22 protein-coding genes are annotated in these 23,521 nt (G+C 61.0%); 8 read left to right on the top strand and 14 right to left on the bottom strand.

All coding sequences use genetic code 11. The features are described from left to right. Window positions 1-74 precede the first annotated feature (74 nt). The 5 genes from QPJ95_RS09125 to QPJ95_RS09105 all read right to left on the bottom strand — a co-directional run bounded on the left by QPJ95_RS09125 (window position 75) and on the right by QPJ95_RS09105 (window position 5,157). Window positions 75-1,151, bottom strand: coding sequence for a branched-chain amino acid ABC transporter permease (locus QPJ95_RS09125; RefSeq protein ID WP_270917499.1), 1,077 nt, complete (start codon window positions 1,149-1,151; stop codon window positions 75-77). A 3-nt stretch (window positions 1,152-1,154) separates the two neighbouring features. Further along, entirely contained in the window at window positions 1,155-1,280 is a 126-nt protein-coding gene (locus QPJ95_RS09120) for a hypothetical protein (RefSeq protein WP_270917498.1), read from the bottom strand. Next, window positions 1,267-2,262 (bottom strand): branched-chain amino acid ABC transporter permease, encoded by a 996-nt coding sequence (locus tag QPJ95_RS09115; protein WP_270917497.1) that lies wholly within the window; start codon window positions 2,260-2,262, stop codon window positions 1,267-1,269. Before QPJ95_RS09115 ends, QPJ95_RS09120 begins: the two co-directional genes overlap by 14 nt. 29 nt (window positions 2,263-2,291) lie before the next feature. Then, window positions 2,292-3,101: an ABC transporter ATP-binding protein gene (locus QPJ95_RS09110; RefSeq protein ID WP_270917523.1), complete on the bottom strand. Its 810-nt coding sequence runs from the start codon at window positions 3,099-3,101 to the stop codon at window positions 2,292-2,294. Between the two features lie 91 nt (window positions 3,102-3,192). Continuing rightward, a complete protein-coding gene (locus QPJ95_RS09105) occupies window positions 3,193-5,157 on the bottom strand; it encodes an AMP-binding protein (protein ID WP_270917522.1) in 1,965 nt (654 codons plus the stop codon). Window positions 5,158-5,392: 235 nt separating this feature from the next. On the opposite strand from QPJ95_RS09105, the gene QPJ95_RS09100 reads away from it, so the two are divergent. From QPJ95_RS09100 to QPJ95_RS09085, 4 genes are all read left to right on the top strand, one after another. Continuing rightward, a complete protein-coding gene (locus tag QPJ95_RS09100) occupies window positions 5,393-7,294 on the top strand; it encodes a hybrid sensor histidine kinase/response regulator (protein ID WP_270917496.1) in 1,902 nt (633 codons plus the stop codon). After that, window positions 7,291-7,995, top strand: coding sequence for a response regulator transcription factor (locus QPJ95_RS09095; protein WP_270917495.1), 705 nt, complete (start codon window positions 7,291-7,293; stop codon window positions 7,993-7,995). The genes QPJ95_RS09100 and QPJ95_RS09095 overlap by 4 nt, the downstream gene beginning before the upstream one ends. 57 nt (window positions 7,996-8,052) lie before the next feature. Continuing rightward, complete coding sequence (locus QPJ95_RS09090; protein ID WP_270917494.1) at window positions 8,053-8,745, top strand: SDR family NAD(P)-dependent oxidoreductase; 693 nt, start codon at window positions 8,053-8,055, stop codon at window positions 8,743-8,745. Window positions 8,746-8,853: 108 nt separating this feature from the next. After that, entirely contained in the window at window positions 8,854-9,081 is a 228-nt protein-coding gene (locus QPJ95_RS09085) for a WGR domain-containing protein (RefSeq protein ID WP_270917493.1), read from the top strand. Here the strand turns inward: QPJ95_RS09085 and QPJ95_RS09080 are convergent. Beyond that, a complete protein-coding gene (locus QPJ95_RS09080) occupies window positions 9,066-10,262 on the bottom strand; it encodes a hydantoinase/carbamoylase family amidase (protein WP_270917492.1) in 1,197 nt (398 codons plus the stop codon). The two genes, QPJ95_RS09085 and QPJ95_RS09080, sit on opposite strands and share 16 nt — an antisense overlap. Before the next feature lie 170 nt (window positions 10,263-10,432). Here QPJ95_RS09080 and QPJ95_RS09075 point away from each other — a divergent pair, with 170 nt between their 5' ends. The 4 genes from QPJ95_RS09075 to QPJ95_RS09060 all read left to right on the top strand — a co-directional run bounded on the left by QPJ95_RS09075 (window position 10,433) and on the right by QPJ95_RS09060 (window position 14,023). Next, window positions 10,433-11,086: a histidine phosphatase family protein gene (locus QPJ95_RS09075; protein ID WP_270917491.1), complete on the top strand. Its 654-nt coding sequence runs from the start codon at window positions 10,433-10,435 to the stop codon at window positions 11,084-11,086. A gap of 43 nt (window positions 11,087-11,129) precedes the next feature. Then, the gene (locus tag QPJ95_RS09070; protein ID WP_270917490.1) at window positions 11,130-11,744 is read left to right on the top strand and encodes a glutathione S-transferase family protein; all 615 of its coding nucleotides are present in this window, start codon (window positions 11,130-11,132) and stop codon (window positions 11,742-11,744) included. Between the two features lie 11 nt (window positions 11,745-11,755). Beyond that, window positions 11,756-12,808: a saccharopine dehydrogenase gene (locus QPJ95_RS09065; protein ID WP_270917489.1), complete on the top strand. Its 1,053-nt coding sequence runs from the start codon at window positions 11,756-11,758 to the stop codon at window positions 12,806-12,808. 72 nt (window positions 12,809-12,880) lie between these two features. Continuing rightward, complete coding sequence (locus QPJ95_RS09060) at window positions 12,881-14,023, top strand: saccharopine dehydrogenase family protein (RefSeq protein ID WP_270917488.1); 1,143 nt, start codon at window positions 12,881-12,883, stop codon at window positions 14,021-14,023. Window positions 14,024-14,333: 310 nt separating this feature from the next. On the opposite strand, the gene QPJ95_RS09055 is transcribed toward QPJ95_RS09060, so the two are convergent. The 8 genes from QPJ95_RS09055 to QPJ95_RS09020 all read right to left on the bottom strand — a co-directional run bounded on the left by QPJ95_RS09055 (window position 14,334) and on the right by QPJ95_RS09020 (window position 23,414). After that, window positions 14,334-14,651, bottom strand: coding sequence for a DUF3775 domain-containing protein (locus QPJ95_RS09055; RefSeq protein ID WP_270917487.1), 318 nt, complete (start codon window positions 14,649-14,651; stop codon window positions 14,334-14,336). Window positions 14,652-14,747: 96 nt separating this feature from the next. Beyond that, the gene (locus tag QPJ95_RS09050) at window positions 14,748-16,025 is read right to left on the bottom strand and encodes an adenylate/guanylate cyclase domain-containing protein (protein ID WP_270917486.1); all 1,278 of its coding nucleotides are present in this window, start codon (window positions 16,023-16,025) and stop codon (window positions 14,748-14,750) included. A 91-nt stretch (window positions 16,026-16,116) separates the two neighbouring features. After that, a complete protein-coding gene (rmuC, locus tag QPJ95_RS09045; RefSeq protein ID WP_270917485.1) occupies window positions 16,117-17,517 on the bottom strand; it encodes a DNA recombination protein RmuC in 1,401 nt (466 codons plus the stop codon). A gap of 30 nt (window positions 17,518-17,547) precedes the next feature. After that, a complete protein-coding gene (gene mutL / locus QPJ95_RS09040) occupies window positions 17,548-19,440 on the bottom strand; it encodes a DNA mismatch repair endonuclease MutL (protein WP_270917484.1) in 1,893 nt (630 codons plus the stop codon). A gap of 89 nt (window positions 19,441-19,529) precedes the next feature. After that, a complete protein-coding gene (locus QPJ95_RS09035; protein WP_270917483.1) occupies window positions 19,530-20,459 on the bottom strand; it encodes a metal ABC transporter permease in 930 nt (309 codons plus the stop codon). After that, the gene (locus QPJ95_RS09030; protein WP_270917482.1) at window positions 20,456-21,661 is read right to left on the bottom strand and encodes a metal ABC transporter permease; all 1,206 of its coding nucleotides are present in this window, start codon (window positions 21,659-21,661) and stop codon (window positions 20,456-20,458) included. The genes QPJ95_RS09035 and QPJ95_RS09030 overlap by 4 nt, the downstream gene beginning before the upstream one ends. A 5-nt stretch (window positions 21,662-21,666) precedes the next feature. Next, entirely contained in the window at window positions 21,667-22,470 is an 804-nt protein-coding gene (locus tag QPJ95_RS09025; protein ID WP_270917481.1) for a metal ABC transporter ATP-binding protein, read from the bottom strand. 2 nt (window positions 22,471-22,472) lie between these two features. Continuing rightward, on the bottom strand, window positions 22,473-23,414 hold the full coding sequence (locus QPJ95_RS09020; protein ID WP_390923796.1) for a metal ABC transporter solute-binding protein, Zn/Mn family: 942 nt from the start codon (window positions 23,412-23,414) through the stop codon (window positions 22,473-22,475). Between the last annotated feature and the right edge of the window lie 107 nt (window positions 23,415-23,521).

Here is a 23,521-nt window from a genome sequence, read left to right as displayed (position 1 = left end):
CATGGTATTATCCGATGTGGATAAAAACGGGGGTTTGATCTTATTATCCCCCCGCAGCTTAGGTGCCTGCCCCGCTAGTGCGGGAAAGGCCAAAGTCGTAGTTTTTCTTTGGCGACACGCCAGAGCTGTGCCAGACCGTGTGGTTCGACGATCAGGAACACAATGATCAATGCGCCGACGATAACCAGCTGAAAATGCGCCACGATATCCGTGGGCCAGCCCAGCACGTCAACGCCGACAACCTTAAGCACCACCGGCAGCAGCACCAGGAACGCCGCACCGGCGAATGAGCCAAAGATAGAGCCCAGCCCACCGATGATCACCATGAACAGCACCAGGAACGATTTGGTGATGCCAAAGGCCTCGCCGACCTCAACCGCGCCCAGATAGACCGAGAAGAACAGCGCCCCCGAGATACCAATAAAGAAGCCAGACACCGCAAAGGCGGTCAGTTTGGCCTTCAGCGGGTTCACCCCGATGATTTCGGCGGCGATATCCATATCGCGGATCGCCATCCAGCTGCGGCCAATAGTGCCGCGGGTCAGATTGCGGGCGACCAGCGCACAGAAGGTCAGGAAAATCAGGCTGAACATATAGGTGGCCCAGGCCGGCGCATTGGGGCCGGTGATCAGAATGCCAAACACATCCCGCTCAGGCGCGCTGATCTGGCCCGAGGCCGAGTAGTTGTAAAACCACGGCACCCGGTTGAACAGCCAGACCAGAAAGAACTGCGCCGCCAGCGTTGCCACCGCCAGGTAGAACCCCTTGATGCGCAGGCTGGGCAGGCCAAACACCACACAGACAATGGCGGTCATACCGCCGGCCAGCAGCACATGCACGAACATCGACACCTCGGGCATCATGGTCATGAACTTGTAGCAGGCATAGGCCCCGACCGCCATGAAGCCACCGGTGCCCAGGCTGACCTGACCGGCATAGCCGACCAGAATGTTCAACCCGATCGCGGCAATCGCATAGATCAGAAACGGCAGCAGGATGGCGTTGGCCCAGTAATCATTGATCACAAAGGGCACCACCAAAAAGGCAATCGCCAGCACCACATAATACCGGAACCGGTCAAACTTGATCGGGAAGGTCTGGCTGTCTTGCTCGTAGGAGGTTTTGAAATCTCCGGATTCACGATAGAACATGTCTTAAATGCTCCCCTGTTCCTGAGCGCGGTTCAGAGCCGCTGCCTCCAGTTGTTGCGTCTGGTCTGCGGAGCCGCTGTCGTCAGCACCCCGCGCCGCGAAGATCAGGCTGGTGTTAAACCCTTTCAATGATCTTCTCCCCAAACAATCCTTGCGGACGGAACACCAGGAACAGCAGCGCCAGCACATAGGCGAACCAGTTCTCGGTGGCGCCGCCGACCATCGGGCCGATGGCGAATTCAAACATCTTCTCACCGACCCCAATGATCAGCCCGCCAACAATGGCACCGGGGATCGAGGTGAAGCCGCCCAGCATCAGCACCGGCAGCGCCTTGAGCGCGATCAGCGACAGCGAGAACTGCACCCCCGATTTGGTGCCCCACATGATACCGGCAACCAGCGCCACGAAACCCGCAACCGACCACACCAGCACCCAGATAAAGTTCAGCGAGATGCCAACCGACAGCGCCGCCTGGTGATCATCCGCCACCGCCCGCATGGCGCGGCCCTGTTTGGTATACTGCGAGAACAGCACCAGCCCGGTCACCAGCAGCGCGGCAACAACGGTCGCCACCATATCGAGATTGTCGATAAAGAAGCCGTAGAAGTTGTCACTGCCCAGACCGGCAGTCATATCCTCGATCCAGAACGAACCACCCTGCGGCAGGCCGATATCCAGCTTCTTGATCTCAGAGCCCCACATCAGGTCCGAAACACCCTCAAGGAAATAGGCCAGCCCAATGGTGGCCATGAACAGGATAATCGGTTCCTGGCCCACCAGATGGCGCATCACCAAGCGCTGCACCAGCCAGGCAAACAGCACCATCACCCCGGCGGTCAGCAAGATCGCCAGCAGTGCCGGCACATGCCAGCCAAAATGATGCAGATTGGTGCCAAACACCGAGTTGATGATATGGCTGAACGGCACCTGGCCATCCATGATGCCAACCAATGTCATCGCCGCAAACAGCGCCATAACACCCTGGGCATAGTTGAAAATACCCGAGGCCTTGTAGATCAACACAAAGCCCAGTGCCACCAGCGCATAAAGCACCCCGGACATCAGACCGTTGATGAATACCTCGACGGCAAAAAGAAACTGATCAGGCATCATAGCCCCCTATAAAGTCTGTCAGAAAATCAGTCATTCGACACCCCCAGATAGGCATCAATCACTGCCTGATTGTTGCGCACCTCATCGGGGGTGCCGTCGCCGATTTTCTTACCATAATCCATCACCACCACCCGGTCGGACAGATCCATCACCACGCCCATGTCGTGTTCGATCAAGGTGATGGTGGTGCCAAATTCATCATTCACATCCAGAATAAAGCGGCTCATGTCCTCTTTTTCCTCGACGTTCATGCCCGCCATCGGCTCGTCCAGCAGCAGCAGTTTTGGCTCCGCCGCCAGCGCCCGCGCCAGTTCCACCCGCTTTTTCAGCCCATAGGGCAAGCGCCCGACCGGAGTCTTGCGGATGTGCTGGATTTCCAGGAAATCAATGACCCTCTCCGCCACTTCGCGGTTGGCCACCTCTTCCGCCTCGGCCTTGCCCTTCCACAGGGCCTGGGCAATCAGGCCGGACTTCATGTGTCCCAGTCGCCCGGTCATCACATTGTCCAGCACGCTCATACCCTCGAACAAAGCGATGTTCTGAAAGGTACGGGCGATGCCCTGCTGCGCAACCTCATAGGGGCGCAGCTGCGGCCGTTTGGCGCCGCGATACCAGACTTCGCCCTCAGACGGGATATAGAACCCCGAAATCACGTTCAGCATTGATGACTTGCCGGCGCCATTGGGGCCGATAATCGCGCGGATCTCGCCCTCGCGAATGTCAAAACTGATGTCCTTGATCGCCACCACACCGCCAAAGCGCAGGGTGATGTTCTTCATCTCCATCACCACGCCGCCGATCTTGCGCCCGTCTGCGGTGGTATATCCCTCTTGCATATCCTTCACGACACCGCGTCCTTCTTTTTGCCGGCAATACTCCCGCCGGAGGCGTCTTTGTGCCGCGTAGCGGCTCCCGTCCCGGCGCTACTCATTCTGCTGCCACCTTCTGCACCGTCACCGGCACCACCACGGCGTCACCGATACTCAGGGTGGCATTGATCGCCCCCTTGCGACCGTCTTCATAGGTCACCTCGGTGGTGGTCGAGATCTGCGCCGAGCCGTCATAAAGCGCGGCAATGATATCGGCGAATTTCTCTTCGACCACCCGGCGACGCACCTTGCGGGTGCGGGTCATTTCACCATCATCGGCGTCCAGTTCCTTGTGCAGCACCACAAAGCGATGCACCTGGCAGCCCGACAGCATCGGATCGTCAGCCACCGATAGGTTCACCGCCGAAACATGCTCACCAATGCTGGCCAGCACCTTGGGATGACCGGCCAACTCCTGATACGAGGCATAGGCGATATTGTTGCGTTCGGCCCAGTTGCCCACCGCCGTCAGGTCGATGTTGATAAAGGCCACGCAGCGGTCCTGACCATTGCCAAACAGCACCGCCTCCAGAATATCGGGGTAGAACTTCAGCTTGTTCTCGACAAACTTGGGCGCGAACATGCTGCCATCGGCCATTTTGCCAACGTCCTTGGCGCGGTCGATAATGCGCAAATGGCCCGAGCTCTCCTCAAAGAAGCCCGCATCGCCGGTCGCCACCCAGCCGTCGGCGTCTTTGGTCTCGGCGGTGCTTTTGGGGTTCTTGTAATATTCCACAAAGCTGCCGGGCGAGCGATAGAAGATCTCGCCATCCTCGGCAATTTTGATCTCGACGTCCGGCGCCGGAATACCCACCGTATCCGCCCGCACCTCACCGTCGGGCTGTACGGTGATGAACACCGTCGCCTCGGTCTGGCCATAGAGCTGTTTCAGGTTGATACCCAGCGAGCGATAGAACTCAAAAATCTCCGGGCCGATGGCTTCACCGGCGGTATAGCCAACCCGCACCTTGCCAAAACCTAAGGTGTCTTTCAGCGGGCCATAGATCATAAAATCGCCCAGCGTGTATTTCAGCCGGTCCATCACCCCAACCGGCTTGCCATCCAGAATGGCCGGGCCAACCTTTTTGGCATGCGCCATAAAGTAACGGAACATCGAGCGCTTCAGGCTGCCGGCGTCCTCCATGCGGATCATCACATTGGTCAGCTGCGTTTCAAACACCCGCGGCGGTGCAAAATAGTAACTCGGGCCGATCTCACGCAGATCGGTCATCATGGTCTCGGCGCTTTCGGGACAGTTGACACAGAACCCGGTCCAGTAGGCCTGACCGACGGAAAAGATGAAATCACCCACCCAGGCCATCGGCAGATAGGCCAGGATCTCGTCATCTATCCGCAGCTTGTCGAATTCCGAGGCGTTCTTGGCGCTTTCAATCACGTTGCGGTTGGACAGCACCACGCCCTTGGGCTTGCCGGTGGTGCCCGAGGTATACAGCATCACGCAGGTGCTGTCATAATCCAGCTCACCACGGCGCCTGTCCAATTCGGGCATATATTCATCATAGGCGGCGCGGCCCTGATCCTGCACATGGCTGTACTGATGCAGCTGCGAGTGATCGTATTTCCGCAAGCCGCGTGGATCAAGATAGATCAGGTGTTCGAACTGCTGCAGTTGATCCTGCACCTCGATCACCTTGTCGACCTGTTCCTGATCGGTGACCACCACAAAGCGGGCGCCACAGTGGCTCAGCACATAGGCCATCTCTTCGGCATTGGCGTCCTGATACAGCGGCACCGGGATGGCACCCACAGATTGTGCGGCAACCATCGACCAGTACATATAGGGACGGTTGCGGCCAATCACGGCGATAAAATCACCCCTGTTGACGCCAAGATTGATGAAACCAAGCGCCAGGGCTTCGATCTCTTTTGCTGCCTCAGCCCAGCTCCAGCATTGCCAAATGCCAAATTCCTTCTCCCGATATGCGGGTGAATTCGCGAACTGCGTTGCGTTGCGTTGAAGCAGCGCCGGCAGGGATAGCAATCCCTCGGCGCCCGACTGCATCTGAGCCAATTTAATTCTCCTCCCTCTCCGACCCCCTTTGGCCGGATTGATCGCTTGTGGCGATTCTGATCCCAATAAGGGACGCGACAATGAGTGACCGTCAAGTTTTTCGTGAAGGTTTCCCAATTGTTACGAATTGTTACACGGCTAGATCTATTTCGATCGCGGCACAATTATGCAGCAACGCCCCTTTGACTGATCGGCGCAGGATGATAGCCCTATTGCGAGGGCAATGATGAACACGACCAGCAAACAAACCACAGCAATGACCATGGCGGGACTGAACCTGATTGCTCAGGGCCTGTCGATTTACGACGACGACCTTAAACTTGCCGTCTGCAACCACAGGTTCCAGGAAATGTTCGGCCTGCCGGATCATCTGATCACCCCCGGCGCCCGGTTTGACGACACCATCCGCTTTATTGCACAAAGCGGTGAATACGGGCCGGTTGATGATCTTGACGATCTGGTCCAGCAACGGGTCAATCAGGCGATGGATTTTGCACCGCACTATATGGAGCGGGAACGCGGCAACGGCCAGTTCCTCTCGGTTGAGGGCGCCCCCTTGCCCAATGGCGGCTGGGTCACCGTTTACACCGACATCACCCCCACCAAACAGGTCGAGCTTTTGCTGCGGGCGCGCTCGGAAGAGCTCTCGGAACAAGTGCTGGCCCATACCGAAGAGCTGTCGGCTGCCAACCGGAAACTCGCCGCCTCAAACACCTCGCTGGAAGAAACCAAACGGCAATTGACCGACATCGAACGCCATACCCGGCTGACCACCGAAATGATGCCGGCCCATATCGCCCATGTGGATCTGGAGGGGTATTATACCTATACCAACCGTCGCCTGAGCGCGGTGTTTCCCGGTCGGCCCTCCAACATTCTGGGGGTGCATATCTCTGAGGCCCTGGGTGCCAGCAGCCATGCGCGGATCGAACCACATCTGCAAGCCGCCTATACCGGCAAAAGCCCGGTCTTTGAGTTCACCGAGGACCACAGCAGCCGTCGCATCCGGGTGGCGCTGACCCCCGACCCGGCGGGCGGCATCTATGTGCTGTCGATGGACATCACCGAAGAAACCCAAACCCGCGTCGCCCTGCAACAGTCGCGCCGCCGCGAAATGGCGGCACAGATGATCAGTGGATTGGCGCATGATTTTTCCAACCTTCTGACCATCATCCTGGGGATGCAGGGCCGGTTGCAGAAGATCCCCCTAAGCCCCGAGGCCAATGATCTGGTGCAGGGCACCCTGTCAGCGGCGCGGCGCGGCGGCCGGTTGCTGAACCGGATTGCCGATATGACCGGCCATCGAACCCTGCGACCGCAGGCCACCGACATGCATAGCCTGCTGCACGAGTTGAAAATCCTGGCCTCGCCGTCACTGCCGCAGGCGATGGGGCTCAGCGTGCTGGACAATACCCCCGACGGAGCGCTGTTGCTGGATCCCGGCATGCTGCAAGATGCATTGCTGAATCTGATCCTCAACGCCCGCGATGCCTGCAGCGCCACCGGCCAGATCACCGTCAGCGCCCATATCGTTGGCGAAACCTGGCTGGAAATCAGCGTCACGGACACCGGCCCCGGCTTCTCGACCGAGGCGCTGGCCAAGGCGCTCAATCCATTTTTCACCACCAAGGGCAGCGAAGGGTCGGGCCTGGGCCTGCCGATGGTCTATGACACCGTGAAACTGGCGGGCGGCGACGTCAGCATCGGCAACACCATCTCGGGGGCCCGCGTCACCCTGCGGCTACCCTATCGCAAGGCCCCAGACGCTCGCGGAGGCCTGGTGTTGCTGGTTGAGGACAGCGAGGATCTGCGCGCCACCTTCCGCGACATGCTGGTAGATCTGGGCCACTCGGTCATCGAAGCCACCTCGGTCGACGAGGCCTGCGCGCTGATGGCCGATCTCGAGGATATCTCGCTGGTTCTGTCCGACATCCGACTGCAGGGCGAAGCCACCGGGCTGGATCTGCTGACCCGGTTGCAGGGCTCGGGGCGACCGATCATCCTGATGACCTCGCTGCCGCCCCAGGACCCCCTGCACCGCACCGCGTTGAAATCGGGTCCGGTGCTGCAAAAACCCTTTTCCACCGGGCAGCTCTCGGCGCTGCTAAACTCGGAGACCGCGGCATGAAGACGCCCCTGATCACCATTCTGGACGACGAACCTGAAATCCGCCAGATCCTGACCGAGGCCCTGGAAGAAGCCGGATTTCGCACCCAGAGCTTTGCCCGCGCCCGCGAATTCGAGGCCTCGCTGAAACGGGTCACCCCGGATGTCTGCCTAGTCGATCTGTCGCTCCCCGATACCGACGGATTGTCGCTGGTGCACCGGCTGGCGCTAGAGCAGGGGGCGGCCGTGATCATCATCTCGGGCCGGGCCCAGGTGCAGGACCGGGTGACCGGGTTGGAGCTGGGGGCGGATGACTATATCACCAAACCCTTTGACCCGGTCGAGGTTGTCGCCCGGGTGCGGGCCCGGCTGCGCAGCGGTCCGCGTCCGGCGACGCAATCCGGCAATACCGCGCATTTTTCGGGCTGGATCGCCCATTTCGACCGTTACATGCTGGAAGATGACAGCGGCACCGAGACGCCGTTTTCCCATGCCGAAGGCGAGGTACTGCGGCTGTTTCTGGACAGCCCCAAGCGGCTCATATCGCGCGGTCAGATGCAGGAAATACTGGGAGGTGCCGCCGGGGACAGCTTTGACAGGGCGATGGATGTGCGGATTTCACGCCTGCGCACCAAACTGCGTGAAGATCCCAAAAACCCGCGCCTGATCAAGACCATCTACGGGGCCGGCTACATCTTTCTTGGCGATGTCAGTTGGAGCTGATTGGCCAAAGACGGAATTCCCAACGTAAACAAAAGCATTTTTAGCAAGGAATTTGTTGTGAAGAAGAACATTTTTATCGTTGGCGGAACCTCTGGGGTCGGTAAGGAACTGGCCACACACTATGTGTCAGAAGGGCACAACGTATGCGTCACCGGACGCAAGGATCCAGGTCTTGCGGGCGCCACCTACGCGGAGTTGGCAATAACAGATGACAGCGCAACTTTGTCAGGAGACATTGATCGGGTGCTGGGGAAGTTTGAACAAATCCACACCCTGATCTATGCCGCTGGTTTCCTTCAGCGGGGGCACATTGATCAGCTAAGCGATCACAGTCTTCGAACAATGACGAATGTCGGTCTGTTGGCACCAATGATGTTGATCCAACGTCTCAAGCAATACGCTCCTACGCCGTTAAAGGTCATGCTGATCACATCCAGTTCACAATACACCCCACGAGAACATGAGCCTGCATATAGCGCCACGAAGTCTGGCCTGGGAATGCTAGGAGCCTCTCTCGCCCGAGATCCAGAAATCGGAAAAGTGCTTGTCGCTGCTCCTTCTGGTATCCGCACGCCGTTTTGGGAAGACACCGGCGAAGACACGCAAACCATGTTGGATCCGAAATGGGTTGCTCAGCAAATTGTCGATCTATCGAGCGGCGCGTTTAAGTATAAATATGCCAAGCTCCTGCGAGACCCGGTGCGCACAGAAATCGTCGAATGTTTGGATAGTGATCTCTGTAGAATATAGATCAGCGCCTGGCCTTGGGAGGCTGGGCAAAACAAACATTAGGGCACCTTTTGTACCTTACCGGCTCTCAGCACTTGCTGTCCCGAATCGAGCTTGTTACGATTCTCCATGGCCACCTGTCTGCTCTATCGCCAAATCCCCAGGCGCCTGCCGCGGTTCTATCGCGTCGAGCTTGCGATGACCCTGTTTAACGAAGTCTCGGTTCTGCGCGAATGGGGTGTGGCTGGCCGCAATGGCCGAAGCGTCATCAACAATTACAGCAACCTGCGCGACGCCTCGGCAGCGGCTGACCAGCATCGCAGCCAGGCGTTGAAGCGCGGTTACGCCAGAGTCTGAACCGCGCCTGCCAGCACCTTGAGCCCCAGGGTCAGATCCGCCTCGTCGGTGTCTTCGTCAAAGGCATGGCTGATGCCGCCGATCGAGGGCACAAACAGCATCGCCACTGGCATCACCGCCGCCATGTTCGACGCATCATGCAAGGCGCCGGACGGCATGGTCCGCCACTGACCGGGGGCCGCAGCTTCGGCAGATGTGGCCAAAGCGGCCTGCAGACCGGCATCCATCGGCACCGGCTCGATCCCCATGACCGGCTCAAGCACCGCTTCCACCCCCCGCTCGGCAGCTACTTCCTGCGCCAGATCGTGAATGATCTCACCCATCTGCCGCAACCGCTCGACGTCCCGGTCACGCCATTGCATTGAAAATGTCACCCGCCCCGGCACCACCGAAGAGGCATTGGGGTGCAAAGACACATGACCAATGGTCCAGACCGTTGTCGGCGTCACCAGGCTGGCCAGACGCGCGTTCAGTGCGGCGTTGAACGCCGACAGGCACTGAAACGCATCCTGACGCAGGTGCATTGGGGTGGTGCCGGCATGATTCTGGCGGCCGGCAAAACTGATCCGCATGTCGCGGATACCAACGATATCGCTGACCACACCAATCCGGTCGTCGCTCTGATCCAGTGATGGGCCCTGTTCGATATGCATCTCCAAAAACCCACTGAACCGCTCATGCGGCAGGAAATCCGCCGCCAAATCAGCCATTCTTGCCCGCGCCTCCCGCAGGGTGACACCATCGTCATCGGCGAGGTCATCCGCCTGCTGCAGCGACAGATGGCCCGACCAGACATCCGATCCGGTGGTCACCCCAAAGCGGCCCTCCTCGTCCTGAAAGCTCACCACCGAGACCGGCGCCGCGCCCGCCTCTTTGGCAGCGCGGGCGATTTCCAGTCCAGCAATCACCCCCAACGCCCCATCCAGCCAGCCGCCCTCGGGCTGGGTGTCACTATGCGAGCCGACCAACACAGAGCGGTCGCCGCCGAGGCCAAACAGGTTGCCGATCGGGTCATAATGCACCTCGAGCCCGGCCTCCTTCATCCGTGAGGCCAGCCAGGCACGGGCGGCGATATCGGCCTCGCTATAGGCCCGGCGCACCACGCCCTTGCCGCTGCCCGCCGCGCCAAAACTGCGCAGCTTGTGCAAGTCAGCCAAAAATCTCTCAGCATTTACCATCATTTTCGACCCGCTTCCCTAATCTGATAATCCGTTTGTTCCACAGCGTTTCATCCGTAGCAACAGCTGCTCACGCCGCCGCCGCATTCGAAACTTGCGCCGCAAGTGAAAGCCTCCCTTTTCACTGCCGCAAACCTCGCCTAAGACTTGCAGTCAGATATAGGAACTGCTGCATGTCTCACATCACATTAGTCCGCCACGGTCAGGCCAATACTGGCGCCCGGGACGAAATCAGCTATGATAAGCTGAGCCCACTTGGCCACCAACAGGCGGCTTGGCTGGGGGATCAGTTGCGCGACAGCGCGGCGCATCATCCGCGCGTCTATTGTGGCACCCTGATCCGCCATTATGAGACGGCGCAGGGCATGGGCGCTGCTGACAATATCACTCGCGACCCTCGGTTGAACGAGATGGAATATTTTTCACTGGCGCAACTGATGGAGCAACAGCACGGTTTGGAAATCCCAACCGAGCGCGAAGGCTTTGTGCAACACCTGCCAGCGGTTTTTGCCGCCTGGGCTGCGGATGAGATCGACAATCCCCCCGAAAGCTGGGGCGACTTCAACAGCCGCGTCAGCTCTGCCCTGACCGAGATTTCCAAAGGCGACGGCCCGGCGCTGGTGGTCACATCCGGCGGGTTGATCGCGATTGCCATGCGTCACGCGCTGGGACTGGACACCAAGGCGACGGCGCGCATGGCGCTGGCCATCATGAACACCTCGATGCACCGTTTGCACCCGATTGGCGGCCACCTGTGTCCGGTGCTGTTCAACGCGGTGCCGCATCTGGAGACCCCGGACCGCCACTACGCCCAGACTCATCTGTAAATCCAGACTCATCTGTAAATCCAGCCCGCACGAGGACCTGAACATGCAGCTCTATTACGCCCCCGGCACCATCTCAATTGCTGTCGTCATCGCCCTGAACGAGGCGGGGCTGGACTATGAGCCTATCAAAATCGACTTTGCGACCAAGCAACAAGCCAGCCCCGGCTATGCCCAGATCAACCCCAAGGGCCGGGTACCGGCGTTGGTTGTTGATGGCGGCATCCTGACCGAAACCGGGGCGCTGCTGGACTATATCGCCGACCTCGCCCCCACCGCCAACTTGCGGCCCAGCGATCCCCTTTTGCGGGCCCGCATGGGCGAGGTGATGTTCTATCTGGCCTCGACCATGCATGTGGCCCACGCCCACAAGATGCGCGGCAACCGCTGGGCCAGTTCCCAGTCCTCTTACAAGGACATGAAGGCCAAAGTGCCGCAGACAATGACCGACTGCTGCCGCTACATCAGCTCAAACGGGCTGCGCGGACCCTTTGTGCTGGGGGCGCAGATCAGCCTCGCCGATTGCTATCTCTACGTCATTTGCACCTGGCTGGCCGGCGACGGCGTCAAACTCGGTGACTTCCCCAAAATCCAAACCTTCATGACCGCTATGGAGCAACGCGACTCGGTGCGCGCGGCCTATGCGGGTGATATGCTGTAAAGGACATTACTATGACACATCTCTGGGTTCGGGCTGAACAACGCCTTAACGAAGACCGCGTCGGGCTGACACCGGCAGGTGCTGCGGCACTGATGGAGGCTGGCATCAAGGTCACCATCGAGCAAAGCACGGTTCGGGCGATCCCGCTGCAGGGCTATATCGACGCCGGCTGCGCCATTGCGCCGGAAAACAGCTGGCCGCAGGCGCCATCCGATGCCATCATCTTTGGCCTTAAAGAGCTGCCCGAAGATGGCACTGCACTGCCCCATAACCACATCATGTTTGGCCATGCCTACAAGGGTCAGCATTCGGGCAAGGCGCTGCTGGACCGGTTCAAGGCCGGTGGCGGCGCCCTCTATGATCTGGAGTATCTGGTGGAGGAGAACGGCCGCCGGGTTGCGGCCTTTGGCTATTGGGCTGGCTACGCAGGCGCAGCGGTGACCCTGAAAACCTGGGCGGCGCAGCAGGGCGGCGGCCTTTGCGGGCCGGTTGGCGTCTACCCCAGCAAAGACACCCTGCTGGATGAGCTTGGCGCCGAGCTGGACGCCACCGGTGTGGATCGCCCCAAGGCCATCGTCATTGGCGCCATGGGCCGGGTCGGCACCGGGGCTGCAGATCTCTGCGAGGCACTGGGCGTCACTGTGACCAAATGGGATATGAATGAGACCGCCAGCGGCGGACCCTTCCCCGAGATCCTGGCCCATGATCTGTTCCTGAACTGCATCTTTGCCCGCCCCGGCACCCCGGTGTTTGTGCCGCTTGAGGCGCTGAATGCGCCACGCCAGCTCAGCGCCATTGGCGATGTTGCCTGCGACCCGGACAGCGATTACAACCCGGTGCCGGTCTATGACCGCGCCACCACCTGGGAGTCCCCGGCGCTGCGCGTAGCCTCTGACCCGGTGCTGGACGTGATGGCGATCGACAATCTGCCGTCGATGCTGCCGGTGGAAAGCTCGCAGGACTACGGCGCACAATTGCTGCCGTCGCTGCTGACGCTGGATGATCTGCAGGCCGGGGTCTGGGGCCGGGCAGCGGCCAGCTTTGCCACCCATACCAAAGACTGACAAAAACAGCAGTGGTCGCGGCAATCGCCGCCACTGCCCCAGCTACAAAAATCAAATGAGGGAGAGATACTCATGACCATTCACTGGTGCGGCACCGGCCTTTCGGCCATCCCCGGCCTTCGCCGCCTGCTGCAGGCAGGACATGATGTTGCGGTATGGAACCGCACCATCGACAAGGCCCAAGAGGCCGTCGGCGACCTGACCAAGAACATCCAGGCCTTTGACATCGACAGCCTGGCCGCTCAGGTCACCGCCAAGGACGTTATCGTCTCGATGCTGCCCGGCGACTGGCATGTGCCGCTGGCTGAACTGGCGATCGCCAAGGGCGCCCATTTTGTCTCGTCCTCCTACATCGCACCCGAAATGCGGGCGCTGAACGACAAAGCCCGCGCCGCCGGGGTTGCCCTGGTCAATGAGGTCGGCCTTGATCCCGGCATTGACCACCTGATGGCGCATGCGCTGGTGGACGACTACAAGGCTTCCGCCGCCTATGACGCCAGCAACGAGATCAGCTTCATCTCCTATTGCGGTGGCGTGCCCAAGATCGCCAATGACTTCCGCTACAAGTTCAGCTGGTCACCGCTGGGCGTGCTCAAGGCCCTGCGCTCACCGTCGCGCTCGATCCGCGACCACAAAACCCTGGACACTGCCCGCCCCTGGGACGCGATCTCCAGCTATACCGCGCCGCTGCCGACGCCGGAAAGCTTCGAGGTCTACCCCAACCGCGATTCACTGCCGTTCATGCAGCAATATGAATTTGGCGATGACTGGTCGGTCAAAAACTTCGTCCGCGGCACCCTGCGCCTCAACGGCTGGACACAGGCCTGGGACGGCGTGTTCAAAGAGGTCGAAACCCTGTCCGGCCCCGAGGGCGACGCAAGGCTCAAGGACATGTCCGACCAGTTCTGGCAGGACCACTCCTATGACGAAGGCGAACCCGACCGGGTGGTTCTCTGCGTTGACCTGAAGGCCGAAAAAGACGGCGCCGAGGTCTGGCACAAGTCTTATGTCATGGATGCCTGGGGCGACGAGAATGGCACCGCCATGGCGCGTCTGGTCTCGGTGCCGGTGTCACTGGCAATCGAAGCCGCAATGACCGGCCAGATCACCGCTGGCGTGCACGCCGCCCCCAGTGATCCCAAACTGGTTGCCAACTGGATGTCGGAAATCGACAAGCTGGCTCAGCACCTGGCGCTAACGGATCAATTGGCCTGACGCCAATCCAGGGGCCTGCCAAACGCGGGCCCCTGGCACAGCTCGCCCCTTTATTCATCTGGCTGAAAATATCCCGGGGAGTTTGAGGGGCCGGCCCCTCAACACCGCAACCCGGGTTTGCCGGAGGCATCGAGGGACACCGCTTTGTAGCACTCTGCGCCGCCCGGGATCACTCGGTAGCCAACATCTTTGGGCTCCGCCCGTCAGGGCCTGAAATGCTCTCCCAGAGCCTTTCCTGAACGGCGATCTTTGGGCTCCGCCCGTTCTCACCTGAAAGGCTCCCCCGGAGCCTTTTCCAAGACGGCGATAACTACATAAGATCATCCTCTACGGCTTGGGCGGAGATGCCCAGGGCATCCAAGCCGTTCTCCAGATGATCCGACAGATGCGGCGTCCCCAACAGATAATCGGCACATGGGGTAGAGGCATCCCGCTTTGCGGTCATGATCGCCTCGGCCAGATCCTCGACAAAAAAGCTCTCACGACCAATCCACATGATTGCCACCAACTCGGCCTGCTCATCTTCGTTCAGTCGATCAATAAAGGCGCGCAACTCGCCCTCAGAACGGTGTAGCTCCCGCCCCATCATCGCCACCTGCGCAATTTTGCGGGTAGAAATTTCCAACATGGCTTGGCTCCTTTCCATCTGCCTGACCTCAGCATAACAGATAGCGCCGCCATCAAGTATATCTTTGATCTGAAACAACTCAAACGCGACGTTCTCTTAGCGACGACCAAAGATTTCGATGCCGCCGCTACGCCCGCGTAGCTCCGCAGCTGGCAGCGGGTTCCACCCTTGCGACGCGGGCGCCACCGATGCGGCCTGCAACACCGCAGCCGAGACGATGATGCCTTGCTGCTCCTGCTTGGTCAGCTGCTCCAGCCGCGCCGCAATATTCACAGTGTCGCCAAACACCGTGTATTCCAGCCGCTGCGGATCACCGACCACCCCCGAGAAGACCTCGCCCCAGTGCAGACCAATACCCACAAAAACCGCCTCGTCCCCGGCGGCCAGCCGGGCGTCAGACCACTCCGCTATGCTCGCGGCCAGGCCCGTGGCGCAGTCCACTGCCCGAACCGCCGCGTTATCGCCTTCAAACAACACCATGGCCGCATCGCCGATGAATTTGTCGATCATGCCGCCATGGGTATCGGTACATCCCTGCACCCGGCTGCGAAAATCGGTGATGTAGCTGCCAACCTGATGTGGATCCCGGCCCTGCGACCAGCGGGTAAATCCCCGAATGTCGATAAACAGCACCGCCATGTCCTGACGGTTGCCGCGGCGCAGCTCTTCCAGTCCGCTCTCCGCCAGCCGCGCCGTCAGCTGGGCTGGCAAATAGCGGGTCAAATTGGCCTTTTGCTGCGCCTCGGTGATGGAGCGGTGCAACAGGCGCCGCATCCGCCAGGCGGCCACCACCAGCACCAGCCCACCAAGGACAATCATGGTTATGCGAATGACATTGGGCGGCCCCGAAAGCAAATCCCGCGCCCGCTCAACCACAAATGGCGTCACCTCCTGCGGTTGCCACAGCGATAACGCCGCCAGTCCCGCCGCAATCACCGCAACACAATAGGCCTGCAAGAACGGGTTGAACCGCAGCACCGTAAAGCCAAAAATAGCCGGCACCAGCCAGGTCGGCGGTAGAATAAACGTCAACTCACCCGGCAGACCGGTGTTTTCCAACCCGGCCCAAGTGTTGGCCAGCATGAACAGGCAGTCCAGAGTGACCAGCGGCCAGACCATCCAGCTGCGAATGCGTCCGCTACGCGCCATCCACAGCGAGATCACCCCGACCAATAGATATGAAATTATAGTGACCAGGCCAAACAACCATCGCCGCCGCAAATATTGTTCGGGGGCCACCTCGCTGCCGCCGACCGCCAGAATGAACATTCCAATCAGCCCCAGAGCAACGGCAATCCGCAGCAAGGAAACAACTTGCTCTGCTTCCACTTCAGCCTGCTTCAGCAAGCTATTATCCCGTGCCAGTATGCTCATTATTCTGCTGATCCTTGTGGCGTGACTGTTTGGAGATCCCTGCAATAGCTGACACGGTGAACGGCCTGATTTCCGCCGCACTGGGCGGGTTTTATTCGCTCCCCAGCAGGTCCGTCACCCGCCGCGTATCACTTTCCACCTGGGCCGGAGTGGCCAGTTCGGATCCCTTCGCAACCACCCCCATCGCCTCAAACTTGCGGGCCGAGGGCAGCACCCGTGCCTCCAGCGAGCCCACCGCCTTGTTGTAGCTGCTGACCGACGAGGACAGCGCCCGGCCCACCGAGGCCAGATTGGCAGAGAACGTCACCAGACGTTGGTACAGCTCCTTGGCGGTTTCCTGCACCTGCAGTGCATTCTCGGCCATCTTTTCCTGCTGCCAGCCATAGGCGATGGATTTCACCAGCGCCATCAGGGTTGTCGGCGTGGCAATCAGCACCTTGTGCTCAAACGCATATTCGATCAGCCCGGGATCCACCTCAGCCGCCGCCGACACAAAGGTCTCGCCGGGGATGAACATCACCACAAAATCCGGGGTCTCGCCCAGCGCACTTTGATAGGCCTTTGAGGCCAGCTGTTTCACATGGGTGCGCACATGCCGGGCATGGCGCAGCAGGCATTCCTGCTGCTGCTCCGGGGTCTCTGCCTCCAGCGCATCCAGATAGCCATCCAGCGGCGTCTTGGCGTCCACCACGATGCTTTTGCCACCAGGAATGCGCACAATCGCATCCGGGCGGCGCAGCCCATCGTCGGTGCCCAGAGATTTCTCCAGGTCATAATCCACATGCTCGGACATGCCTGCCATGTCGAACACCTGCCGCAACTGCATCTCCCCCCAGCGGCCGCGCGTCTTGGGGGCGCGCAGCGCCTGCACCAGCTTGCGGGTCTCGCCGCCCAGCGCCGCCTGCCCTTCGGTCAGGGCCTTTACCTGCTCGCGAATGGCACCGTAGGCCTCGGTGCGGGCCTGTTCGATTTCCTTGATCCGGTCACCAAACTGGCCCAGCTTCTCGTCCAGCGGCTTGACCAGCCCCTCAATCGCTGCGTGGCGCTTGGCCAGATCCGCATCCGCCGTCTGCGAATGGGTCTTGAACCGCTCGCTGACCAGGGTCAGGAAGTTCTCCGAGTTCTGCTTCAGCACCCCCGAGGCCATCGCCGCGAATTTATGCTCCAGCTGCTGGTTCATCCGCCGCAGCTCTTCCAGCCGTGCCTCGTGCTCGCCCTTCAGCGCCCGCACCTCGGCCTCGGCCTGGTGCCGCGCCGCCAACTCGCCGTCCCGCAGCTGACGCAGGGCGGCCAGCTCTCCGCTCAATTCCGGCAGCCGCGCCACCTCAGTCTGCATCGAGGCACAGGCCTGTCGCAGCTCGATATTCTCGTGCCGAAGCGCGTCAACCACAGGGAGGTGCTTGCGCGTCATCAGCCAGAGCACCGCAAACATCACGGCGGCCACAGCAAAGGCCAGTGCGGCCAGCGGCCACCAGGTAGGATCTATCTGCACGGGGAGGCTCCCTGTTCTGTGCTCTGGCGCTTAAGTGCGGCCAAACAGCCGTTCAATATCGGCCAGTTTCAATTCAACATATGTCGGGCGGCCATGGTTGCACTGGCCGGAATGCGGCGTGGCCTCCATTTCGCGCAACAGGGCATTCATCTCTTCGCCGCGCATCCGCCGACCCGACCGGATCGAGCCATGACAGGCCACCCGGCTCAGGATCGCCTCGACCTTGGCCTGCACCAATTGACTGCTGCCCTGATCGTCCAGCTCGTCGAGAATATCGCGGATCATCGCGCTGGCATTGACCTCGCCCAGAATGGCCGGGGTTTCGCGCACTGCCACGGCACTGCCGCCAAAGGACTCGATGCCAAGGCCAAATTTCGCCAGCTCCGGCGCCACCTCCAGCAGCCTTGCACAGTCATTCTCGCTCAACTCGACAATCTCGGGGATCAGCAGTGCCTGCGCGGCAACACCGTTTTCCGCCATCTGGCGTTTCAGTTTTTCATAGACCAGCCGTTCATGCGCGGCGTGTTGGTCAACAATCACCATACCGTCGGCGGTCTGGGCGATGATATAGTTTTCATGCACCTGGCCGCGCGCCGCACCCAGTGGCAAATGTTCGGCCCCGGGCGCACTGTCCTCACCCGCAGGTGACGCTGGCCCCGGGGCATCGATCAGCTGGCCGCTATAGCTCTCGGACAGCTCGGCGAACCCCATGCTGGGCGGCATATCCGCCGGCCGCTGACCGGCATATGACGCACCGCGCGCCGCCATTGACGGGCGATCCATCTGATAGATCCGCGGGGCGCCGCTGGCACTGGGCGGCTCCGGCCGCAGCGCTCCCAGAGTGGCGCCGCCAACGGTGGTTGAGGCCCGGTGCCCGGCCTCGGCCAGCGCGTGGCGCAGGGCGGAGACGATCAAACCACGGGCAATGCCGGGATCGCGAAACCGCACCTCGGATTTGGCCGGGTGTACGTTGACGTCGACCAGCTCGGGGTCACAGTCAAGGAACAGCGCCGCCGCCGGGTGGCGGTCGCGGCTGAGGAAATCAAAATAGGCGCCGCGCAGCGCCCCCTGCAGCATCTTGTCTTTCACCGGCCGGCTGTTGACGAACAGGAACTGCGCCACCGCCGCACCGCGCGAATAGGTTGGCAGTGCCGCATAGCCAAATAACCGGATACCGTCGCGAGTGGCGTCGATCTTCAGCGCGTTCTCGGCAAACTCCCGGCCCAGGACTGAGGCCAGCCTTCCGTGCAGCGCGTCAAACAGATCACCGCTCAGCGGGTCCGCCCGGAACGTCACCCGCCCCTGACCGCCGCCCGAGACATCGCGCAGGGTAAAGCCAATCGACGGCTCCGCCATCGCCAACCGTTTCACCACATCCGAGATCGCCTGCGATTCGGCGCGGTCGCTGCGCATGAACTTCAGCCGCGCCGGGGTGGCATAAAACAGGTCTGACAGCTCCACCACAGTGCCCGATCGCAGCGCCGCCGGACGCACCGGCTCCAGTGCGCCACCCGCCACCCGGATGGTGGCCGCCGCATGGCCTTTGGCCCGGCTGGTGATGCTCAGCCGCGCCACCGCGCCCAGACTGGGCAGCGCCTCGCCGCGAAAGCCAAAGGTATGGATGTTCAGCAGGTCCGAGCCGTCGATTTTTGAGGTGGCATGGCGCGACAGTGCCAGCGGCAGATCCTCGGGGGACATGCCGTAGCCATCATCGGTGACCCGGATCAGGGTTTTGCCGCCATCGGCAATATCAATGCCAATGCGGGTGGCACCGGCGTCGATGGCGTTCTCCACCAGCTCCTTGACCGCCGAGGCCGGCCGTTCCACCACCTCACCCGCCGCAATCCGGTTGATGGCGGCGTCATCCAGCTGGCGGATGACGGGGCGCGCGGGGTCACTGATCTGGGGGTCGGGGATGCTCATAGTGTCAAATTTAGCAGAGCGGCGGGATTCTACCAGCCGAATTGCAGCAGCAAAATTCGCCTCACCGATGGGCTCGGTGAGGCAATCGGCTACACGCCCACTGGCGCGCCACTGCGGTTGCGGCAGGGGCCAAACCGGGCGGTTATCGCCAGCATCAGCCCCGAAACGGTGGCAATCATCCCCGCCGCGCTGATCGCATCCTGCGCTCCCAGCCACAGCGGGCCATAGCCGGCCAGCACATAGCCCAGCACCGCAGACGACACCGCAAAGCCAACACTCCAGGCCACTTGGCCTTCCAGTTGGTTCGACATCATCCGCGCCGCTGCCGGTGGACAGATGAACATGGCAATGACAATGATCGAGCCCACCGCATCAAAGGCCGCCACTGCCGCCACCGCTGCGGTGATCACCAGCGCCAGTCCCAGCAGATTGGTGCGAATGCCCAGGGTGCGGGCAAAGCCTTCGTCAAAAGTGGAGATTTTCAGCACCCGCCAGAACACGGCAATGAACAGCGACACCGCCAGCAGCGTCAGCGCCATGCGCGACAGTTCCACCGGCAGATAGGCCAGCGCCACCGGGTCCAGCAGCGACGACCAGCCAGTGGCATCCAGCCAGATCAGGCTTTCCAGATTGCCATATAGCGCGTGTTCCACATCCAGATGCACCGACGAGGTATCTGTTTGCTCCAGCAGCAACACACCGCCGGCAAACATGGTGGTGAACACCACCCCCATCGCAGCACCGGGTTCAATCCGGCCCAGACGACGGATCGCCTCAATCAGCACCACCGCCACCACCGCCGCGCCAGCGGCACCCAGCATCATCGGCGCCGCCGAGATGGCTCCGGTCAGCAGAAAGGCCACCACGATGCCCGGCAGCACCACATGGCTGATGGCATCACCGATCAGCGCTTGTTTGCGCAGCAGTAGGAAATTCCCCGGCAGCGCACAGGCTACGGCGGCAAAGATGCCAATCAACAGCGGTGTCAGCGACAGGGGGACAAACTCTTCACCGCTCATGCCAGAACCTCCTTGGGGCCGCCAATTTGGCGATCGATTTCGGTAATTTGATCCTGAGTCAGCACAGATTCGATCTGGCGCAAGCCATCATACAGTGCCGCCGCCGCCTCGTGCGCATGATCACTGCGTACCACCGCCCAGCGCCGCTCGTCGCGCAGCGCCTTGGCGGCGCGGGCCTTGCCGATGCTGGTGGCGACCCCATCGGCGCGCACCAGCCCGCCCCGGCGCAGCAGCCGCAGGGTCAGTTTTTCATAGATCGGTTGCCCCTGAGCCAGTGCCAGCAGACCCTGGCGCAGGTGAACCCGGCGCTGGAACCGCAGATGCCGCAGCACCGCAGCCAGCACGCCTCGGTTGGGGGCAAACAGCAGCGACAGCAGGAACAGCGCAAAGCTCATCAGCACGATGATCGGCCCGGTGGGCAGGTTCGGCGCCGAGGCCGACATAGCGGCACCGACATAAGCCGACAGACCACCCGCCAGCCCGGCCAGCAGCACCACATAGTCAGAGCGTTCGGTCCAGAACCGCGCCGTCACCGCAGGGATGATCAGCAAAGCGACGATCAGGATCAGCCCAACGATTTTGAGCCCCACCACGGTGACCGCCATCACCAACCCCATCATCGCCATGTCAATTTTGCTGACCGGCAGACCCCGGGCGGCGGCATATTCGGGATCAAAGGCCACCAATGTCATCGGGCGGCGGATCAGCAGGATCAGCAACAGCGTCACCGCACCGCCCACCGCGATCACCATCGCGTCCGCCCACAGCATGCCGGCGGTCGACCCCAGCAGGAACCCCTCAAGCCCGGCCTGACGGCCCACACCTAAGGTCTGGATCACCGTCAGCAACACGATGCCAAAGCCAAAGAACACCGACAGCACCGAACCAATCGCCGCATCCTCGGCCAGACGGGTATTGCGGGTCAGCCAGTTCAGGCACCACAGCCCGGCACTGGCAGAGGCCGCCGAGCCCAGCAGCAAGCCGATCAGGTTGCGACCATCACCGCCAAAGCTGGCCATCAGGATAAAGGCAATACAGACCCCCGGCAGGGTGGCATGCGAGATCGCATCGCTCACCAAAGCCCGTTTGCGCAGAAACAGAAATGTGCCGGTAACCCCTGCCGAGATCCCCAGCAAGGTCGCACCAATAGCCACCAGCGTGGCGTTATAGCCAAGCTGCAACAGCAGAGCATCCATCAACATATCGACTACCCCAGCGCCAGAGCGAGCTGGTCCACCTGCGCCGTCGCCAGACGTCCGCCATAGGTGGCCTGCAGGTTTTCCGCCGAGAAGCTGACCGCCACCGGTCCCTCGGCCACTTTGCGGGTGTTGATCAGGAACACATTGTCGAAATATTCCGCCACCGTCGCCAGATCGTGATGCACCACCACAACGGTCTTGCCCGCCGCGCGCAGGGTTTTCAGCACCCCGATAATAGCCTTCTCGGTGGCCGCATCCACCCCGGCAAAGGGTTCGTCCAGCAGGTACAGGTCAGCACCTTGGGCCAGTGCCCGGGCCAGGAACACCCGTTGTTGCTGACCGCCAGACAATTGGCCAATCTGACGGCTGGCAAAGTCCCCCATGCCCACCTGCTCCAGACAGTCCATCGCATTGGCCCGGTGGCTGGGCCGCAGACGGCCCAGCAGGCCCAGCTCGCGGTACAGCCCCATCAGCACCACATCGATCACCCGGGTCGGGAAATCCCAGTCCACACTGGCCCGTTGCGGCACATAGGCGATGCGCGCCCGCTGCGCCTCCAGCGGCTTGCCGAACACCTGAATTTGCCCGGACACCGCTGGCACAATGCCCAGCGCCGCCTTGAGCATGGTCGATTTGCCAGCGCCGTTCGGCCCGATGATCGCCGTCATCTTGCCCGCCTCGACGGTCATATCAACGGAAAACACCGCCGGCTTCTGACCATAAGAGACGGTGAGACCGCGGATCGCCAGAGGGCTGTTTGCCACTGCCTGCTGCTGGCGCGCCTGGCCATTGCTACTTGCTAGATCCAACATCTTCAGGTCCCCGCCTCTAGTTTGCCAACCATACCGCGCGGTGGCACATCGCCACCCAACGCCTCGGAAATCGTGGAAATATTGTGGTCCAGCATGCCGATATAGCTGCCTTCGTAACTGCCATCCGCCCCCATCGCATCCGAGAACAGCTCGCCGCCAACCCGGACCTCGTGGCCCTGTGCCGCAGCGCCTTCGATCAAGGCCCGCATGGAGCGGTCCGAGACCGAGCTTTCGACAAACACTGCATTAATCTGACGGTCCACCAATAAGTTCACCAATTCTCCGATACGGTTCAGGCCCGCCTCAGACTGGGTTGAAATGCCCTGAATACCCAGCACCTCAAACCCGTAAGTCCGTCCAAAATAGCCAAAGGCATCATGGGCCGTGACCAGCACCTTATTGTTTTCTGGCACGGTCGCCAGCACTGCTTGGCCATATGCGACCAACTGATCCAGGTCGGCCAGGTGATCTGCGGCATTGGCCGCAAAGACCTCGGCAGCCTCTGGGCGCGCTTCGGTCAGGGCCTTTTGCACCTCGACCACCACCAGCTTCCACAACACCGGAGTCATCCAGACGTGTGGGTCATATTTATCCGCATAGGTATCATGGCTGCGCAGTATGTCCTTGGGCAGCCCTTCGGCCACCGCAACCACCTGCCGCTTGCGCGCCAGATCGTGAAAGAACTCACCCATCTGCGCCTCCAAGTACAGCCCATGCCACAGCACCAGATCAGCGCGGGTCATCGCCACGATGTCTGACCGGGTCTGGCGATAGGCATGCGGGTCAACCCCCGGCCCCATCAGCCCTCGCACCTGCACCAGGTCTCCGCCAATCTGACGGGCCGCATCAGCAATCATGCCGGTGGTGGCTACAATCTTCAGCGGCGCCTCGGCACGGGCCGCCCCGACCACCACTGGCAGTGACATCAAAATCATCAAGCCCATCAAGGCAAACTGGCGAATCCACATCGGAGAAGTCCTTCTGAGATATTATTTCAGGTGAATATGAGAATGATTCGCAACTAAGTCAACGCAAATGCGACTTATTCGCA

The sequence above is a fragment of the Parasedimentitalea psychrophila genome (assembly GCF_030285785.1).
GTDB lineage: Bacteria > Pseudomonadota > Alphaproteobacteria > Rhodobacterales > Rhodobacteraceae > Parasedimentitalea > Parasedimentitalea psychrophila.
The sequence above is the reverse complement of the archived record's forward strand: the minus strand, read 5'-3'. Positions and strand labels throughout refer to the sequence as shown.

What these genes read in the sequence shown, in the direction of transcription:
- QPJ95_RS09125 (WP_270917499.1), bottom strand. Translation starts at nt 1,151, where the DNA reads ATGTTCTATCGTGAATCCGGAGATTTCAAAACCTCCTACGAGCAAGAC.
- QPJ95_RS09115 (WP_270917497.1), bottom strand. Translation starts at nt 2,262, where the DNA reads ATGCCTGATCAGTTTCTTTTTGCCGTCGAGGTATTCATCAACGGTCTG.
- QPJ95_RS09110 (WP_270917523.1), bottom strand. Translation starts at nt 3,101, where the DNA reads ATGCAAGAGGGATATACCACCGCAGACGGGCGCAAGATCGGCGGCGTG.
- QPJ95_RS09105 (WP_270917522.1), bottom strand. Translation starts at nt 5,157, where the DNA reads ATGCAGTCGGGCGCCGAGGGATTGCTATCCCTGCCGGCGCTGCTTCAA.
- QPJ95_RS09100 (WP_270917496.1), top strand. Translation starts at nt 5,393, where the DNA reads ATGAACACGACCAGCAAACAAACCACAGCAATGACCATGGCGGGACTG.
- QPJ95_RS09095 (WP_270917495.1), top strand. Translation starts at nt 7,291, where the DNA reads ATGAAGACGCCCCTGATCACCATTCTGGACGACGAACCTGAAATCCGC.
- QPJ95_RS09085 (WP_270917493.1), top strand. Translation starts at nt 8,854, where the DNA reads ATGGCCACCTGTCTGCTCTATCGCCAAATCCCCAGGCGCCTGCCGCGG.
- QPJ95_RS09080 (WP_270917492.1), bottom strand. Translation starts at nt 10,262, where the DNA reads ATGATGGTAAATGCTGAGAGATTTTTGGCTGACTTGCACAAGCTGCGC.
- QPJ95_RS09075 (WP_270917491.1), top strand. Translation starts at nt 10,433, where the DNA reads ATGTCTCACATCACATTAGTCCGCCACGGTCAGGCCAATACTGGCGCC.
- QPJ95_RS09070 (WP_270917490.1), top strand. Translation starts at nt 11,130, where the DNA reads ATGCAGCTCTATTACGCCCCCGGCACCATCTCAATTGCTGTCGTCATC.
- QPJ95_RS09065 (WP_270917489.1), top strand. Translation starts at nt 11,756, where the DNA reads ATGACACATCTCTGGGTTCGGGCTGAACAACGCCTTAACGAAGACCGC.
- QPJ95_RS09060 (WP_270917488.1), top strand. Translation starts at nt 12,881, where the DNA reads ATGACCATTCACTGGTGCGGCACCGGCCTTTCGGCCATCCCCGGCCTT.
- QPJ95_RS09055 (WP_270917487.1), bottom strand. Translation starts at nt 14,651, where the DNA reads ATGTTGGAAATTTCTACCCGCAAAATTGCGCAGGTGGCGATGATGGGG.
- QPJ95_RS09050 (WP_270917486.1), bottom strand. Translation starts at nt 16,025, where the DNA reads ATGAGCATACTGGCACGGGATAATAGCTTGCTGAAGCAGGCTGAAGTG.
- mutL (WP_270917484.1), bottom strand. Translation starts at nt 19,440, where the DNA reads ATGAGCATCCCCGACCCCCAGATCAGTGACCCCGCGCGCCCCGTCATC.
- QPJ95_RS09035 (WP_270917483.1), bottom strand. Translation starts at nt 20,459, where the DNA reads ATGAGCGGTGAAGAGTTTGTCCCCCTGTCGCTGACACCGCTGTTGATT.
- QPJ95_RS09030 (WP_270917482.1), bottom strand. Translation starts at nt 21,661, where the DNA reads ATGTTGATGGATGCTCTGCTGTTGCAGCTTGGCTATAACGCCACGCTG.
- QPJ95_RS09025 (WP_270917481.1), bottom strand. Translation starts at nt 22,470, where the DNA reads ATGTTGGATCTAGCAAGTAGCAATGGCCAGGCGCGCCAGCAGCAGGCA.
- QPJ95_RS09020 (WP_390923796.1), bottom strand. Translation starts at nt 23,414, where the DNA reads ATGGGCTTGATGATTTTGATGTCACTGCCAGTGGTGGTCGGGGCGGCC.